Raw genomic sequence first — 4,723 nt, 5'->3', positions numbered from 1 at the left:
AGGCAAGCCAGGGTTATGACTCTCACGCACGAAGGCACCGAACAAGCGCGTCTGATCGATGGTCTGATTGGCTCCCCAGCCCTGTAGCCGCGGCGGCCGATCAGCCGACAGCAGCAGCAAGGGCAGCCCAGACTCGGAGGCCTCGATCACGGCCGGATACCAGTGTGCGGGCGCACTGCCAGAGGTCGCAAGCAGCGCCACTGGACGCAAGCTCGCCCGCGCCAGCCCCAGCGCGAAGAAGCCGGCACTGCGCTCGTCCAAGATCGGGGTCAACTGCAAGCGTCGCGCCGCCTCGAGACGCTGCGCGGCGATCAGCAGCGGTGTCGAGCGCGCCCCCGGCGATAGCACGAGCTGGCTTAAGCCCGCGGAGATCATCCCCTCGAGCAGGGCTAGCGCCCAGCGCAGGTTGCGGCAACCGAGGTCAGGGTCGGCCGCTGCTGCGATGGGCGCGGCTCCAAGCCCAGCAGTCTCCGGAGACTTGCCACCGACCGCTTCAGCGTCGGGCTCCGCAGCAGACGAGCGGGCCGGGCCCCTATGCTGGTGGGCTCCGCTCACGCGTACTGTAGCGCACTGAGCATGGCCCGGAGCTTGGCCTCGGTCTCGTCCCACTCGGTGGCCGGATCAGAGCCCTGGACAATGCCAGCCCCGGCATAGAGCTCGGCGTGATGGCCACAGAGGCGGGCGCAGCGCAGCAGCACCCATAGCTCACCGCTTAGGTCCGGCTCCAGAATCCCGGCCGCCCCGGTGTACCAGCCGCGCTCGAACGGCTCGCCTGTCTGTAGCCAGCCACTCGCCGAATGGCGCGGCTGGCCATTGGTCGCCGGCGTCGGATGCAGCCGTTCGGCAAGCTGGAACAGATCGACGCCTTCATCGGCACAAGCGCGGATCGGACTCCAGAGATGCTGCGCATTGCTGAGCTGCATCAGCCGTGGCTCGGCTGGCGTCTCAATCTCCGTGCTACAGGGCTCGAGCGCCTCGCAGATCGCGTCGATCACGAACCGATGCTCGCGCAGATTCTTGTCCGAGGCGCAGAGGGCCTTTCCCAGCGCAGCGTCGGCGGCCGAATCCGCATCGCGCCCGGCAGTGCCGGCGATCGCGTCGACCTCGATCTCTCGGCCATGCTGACTGAGCAGGCGCTCGGGTGTCGCGGCAACGAAGCTCGAGCCATTGCGACGCAGCTGCACCACTTGGCAGGACGGAAACAGGCAGCTCAGCGCGCCGAGCAAGCGATCGACATCGAAGCTACGCGTCCCAGAGACATCCAACCGCCGCGACAGCACGACCTTCTGCAGCCGTCCCCGATCGATCTCGGCAAGGGCCTGCTCAACCAGCTGAGACCAGCCCAGCTGATCCGGCTCGGCGAAGTCGCGCCGCAGGCTTGCCGCGACCTGAGGCCCTTCGACCGGGCGGTACAGCCCTGGCACCAAGCGGTCGAGCGCCTCGCCCCAGCGTTGCAACAGGCCCTCGGCAGAAGCCGTTCGCGGTGCTGACAGCACCAGCGCCGCCTCGCCCTGACCAGCGCGAACACCCACCTCGGGCACCCAGAGCAGCGCGTTCGGCAGATGGTCCTCGACCATCGGCGCGGGATCGCCCGTCGCCGCAAAGCCAAGCATCGCAAAGGCATCGAGTCCGGTCTCATCCGGATCGGCGCGGTACCAACATGAGCGCAATCCGCGCGCGATCGTCGCCAACCGCTGCAAGCGCTCGGGGCCACCGGCACTCCACTCAGCGGCGCAGCCGTAGCCCGCACGCAATTCATCATGATGCACATGCTGAAACTGGAACTGCGGACCGGCCAGCTGAGGCAGCGAGGTCGGCACCCGCGGCAGTGCCAGCACCAGGGACAGGAGTCCCGGGCTCGATCCCCGGCCTGCGGCCTGGTCAGCGCCCAGATCGGGTGCTGGGTCGGACTCGAGAGCGGGGCCCGGATCGCGCTCGAGCGGCAGCGCCGCGATGCCCTCGGAGAGGGCCGCTCTCAGTTGATCGAGCACTTGCAGCGGGGCGAGCACCTGAGGAGGGTCCTAGTCTGCCGGCACAGCGACCGCTGGCGCTGGCCAGCGGCCTGCCGTGGATTCATCCGTGCTCTGCCCAGAAGGCGTCAAGCGCGGCGGCGCAGTCAGCCGTCCGCTCCCACTGTGGGATGCCGAGCGTGGGCTCGATGCGCACCGCCTTCCAGTTCCGATGGCTCGAGACCACCTCCGGCAGGAGCTCGAAGCCAACATTGGCATCTCGGTCATAGAGCACCAACACGGGCAGCTGCAGCTTGGCGTAGAGGGTTTCGGTCGCCTGTCGAGTAAACAGCTGGCCGGCCAAGAAATAATAAGGGGCATGCCGGGCACCAGGCTGGTGTGAGGTCGCATAGGCGTAGTCGACCAAGGCCTCCGGCGGCTCACCGACATAGCTTCGGCGCAGGAAATAGCGAATGCTCGGGCGCTTGGTCAGCAGCTCGTACAGCCCTTGGCCAAGCCCGGGCAAGGTGAAGAAGCGGTGCATCGCCTGCCCGACACCGCCAGAGGGCAGCTTGCGCGCGCTGAAGCCAGTCGGTGAAAGCAGCGCCAGACTCAGAAAGCGCTCGCTCGCGCTCAGCGCCGCGCGCGCCGCGAACTCGCTACTCAGCGAGAAGGCCACCACGTCGGCCGGCGCCTGCACCACGTTGGTCAGGAAGGCGACGATGGCGTTGGCATAGAGCTCCGGCGAGTACTGCCGATCACTGCGGTCGGAGAAGCCAAAGCCAGGCAGCTCCGGCACATAGACACGCCGGGTCGCGCGGTAATGGTCGTAGAGCGGCTTCATCTCGAACGCGCTCGGCGCCGCATTGACGCTATGCAACAGCACCAATGGGCGACCATCCTCCGGACCGCCAACGTAGTAGCTGATCTCCTTGAGATGCGAGGTTGCAAAGCGATCGCGCGTCGCATCGAGGGCTTCAGGGAGATCAACCTGACGACGCATCAGTGTGTCGTCGGCCGTGGCCTGTGGCCCAAAACCGGAATCGAGACAGACTCCCGTGACTGCGGACATGGGATTCACCTAATGTTTGAATAGCGGACGTTGGACGGCGGATATGCTGGAAACCGACGGTCTGGGAAGATCACTCAGCAACCTCGACCAGGACCTCGTTGCGGCGCAGGAACCCTGGCACAAAGGCCGCATTGTAACGCGCGAAGATCGGCTCGCCGATCAACGATCGCCCCGAGGCGTACACGGCGTCGATCAGATCCGCCTCTTCCTCGCGATAACGGGCCTCACCCCAACCGCCCCCATAGCGTTTAGCCGCCACCAGCTGCGGTGACAGCCGCTGCAACGAGACCCGCTGATCCAGCGGTGCTGGCAGATAGGAGAGCGGATACTCTTTTGGCATCACGAACTGCACCAGCCAATCCCGCTCGCCTCCCTTGCCAGCGGGCACGGCGCTGCCAGCCGGATCAGCAAGCGCCTGCTGCCGCACCGGAGCCATCATGGGTAGGTTGCGACCGCCGCTGTTTCCGCGTTGGATATAGCCGACCAGCAGCTCGAACGCCCGCTCGCTTGCCGCTGCGAAGTCGCCGGCTCGAACCTGCACCTGGGCCACATTGAAGGGCTCGTAACGACGCAGCTCAAAGCCATCGCCCGTCTCGACGACCTCGAAATCGGGCTCGGGCAATGAGATCAGCGCGATGGCGATCATCACCAGCGGAATCAGGGCCGCAATCGCGATCAGGGTTTTACGTTTCATACTCAGACTCGAGCCGACCGGCGGATGAACCGGCGATTCAACCATGACGACCAACCGCGTGCGTTGTCCGCCATCAAGCCCCTGCCGCTGGGCAGGGGTCAGCGGCATCACTGGCTGCTATGATGACCGATGGTGACCGAGATGTCTCAAAGACGCATAGCCTTTCGACCAACCCGAGTCCGCTGATGTTCAAATCCGCGCCTTCCCGCTTCGACTCCAATGCTTGCCTGTTGTGCCTTGTGTTGCTGCTAATGGCAGCAACAACCACTGCAGCGTCGATGACCAACGCGAACGAGGACAACAGCCAGCCGGTCGCAGAATCGCCGACCACGGGCAATGGCGAGCCGAGGTCCACAACAGGCTCCCCGCATGCTGAAGCCTCAGCGTCGGGCCAGGCCAAGGCCACCCAAAAGGCCGCCCAAACAGACTCGGCCCAGCAAGATGCGGGGGCAGAGATCACCGGAGAGGCCATCTATCGGTACTGCCAGAGCTGCCATGGCAAGGCTGGTGCCGGGGGTACAGGGGGCAAGTACCCGCGCATCGCCGGGCTACCGGTCGATTACATCGACAAGCAGCTGCATGATTTCAAGTCGCAGCGCCGCGTCAACAAGCCCATGATCCCGATCTTCAAGCATCACCGTTTCGACGAGACGGTGATCGACCTGGTCTCCGAGCACATCGCGGCCATGCCGCAGCCAAGTCTCGCCCTGTGGCCCTACCAGCCGAGCCAAGCCGCGCTCACCGCCTACGCATCGAAGCAGGCCCTCGCTGAGGCCGGCGCTGAGTCTTATCAAGCCAACTGCGCGCGCTGCCACGGAGAGGATGGACACGGACTGACTGAGGTCGGCCCTCCGCTGATCGCCCAATACCCAACCTATCTGAAGAAACAGATCAGCGACTTTGCAGCGGGCCGCCGCGAGCACACCGCCGCTGAGCACTGTGGCGCACCAGATGCCGCAGAAACCGAGGCACTGATCCATCACATCGTTGAGCTCGGTAAGGACTGAG

The 4,723-nt window shown here is 65.4% G+C and carries 5 protein-coding genes; 1 reads left to right on the top strand and 4 read right to left on the bottom strand.

The annotated features are described in order from the left end of the window. The 4 genes from ACY693_RS15270 to ACY693_RS15255 form a co-directional block, all read right to left on the bottom strand. A partial coding sequence (locus ACY693_RS15270; RefSeq protein WP_462322670.1) for a thiamine pyrophosphate-binding protein occupies window positions 1-444 on the bottom strand: 444 nt, incomplete at its 3' end. Between the two features lie 107 nt (window positions 445-551). Continuing rightward, the gene (locus tag ACY693_RS15265) at window positions 552-2,009 is read right to left on the bottom strand and encodes an isochorismate synthase (RefSeq protein WP_462322669.1); all 1,458 of its coding nucleotides are present in this window, start codon (window positions 2,007-2,009) and stop codon (window positions 552-554) included. Between the two features lie 64 nt (window positions 2,010-2,073). Then, on the bottom strand, window positions 2,074-3,021 hold the full coding sequence (locus ACY693_RS15260; protein WP_462322668.1) for an alpha/beta fold hydrolase: 948 nt from the start codon (window positions 3,019-3,021) through the stop codon (window positions 2,074-2,076). Between the two features lie 70 nt (window positions 3,022-3,091). Beyond that, complete coding sequence (locus ACY693_RS15255) at window positions 3,092-3,715, bottom strand: SOUL family heme-binding protein (RefSeq protein ID WP_462322667.1); 624 nt, start codon at window positions 3,713-3,715, stop codon at window positions 3,092-3,094. Between the two features lie 278 nt (window positions 3,716-3,993). Here ACY693_RS15255 and ACY693_RS15250 point away from each other — a divergent pair, with 278 nt between their 5' ends. Next, complete coding sequence (locus ACY693_RS15250) at window positions 3,994-4,722, top strand: c-type cytochrome (RefSeq protein WP_462322666.1); 729 nt, start codon at window positions 3,994-3,996, stop codon at window positions 4,720-4,722. Window position 4,723 lies beyond the last annotated feature (1 nt).

Source organism: Halochromatium sp., from assembly GCF_054919635.1.
Note: the sequence above shows the minus strand (reverse complement) of the source record. Positions and strands in the feature narration are given on the sequence as shown.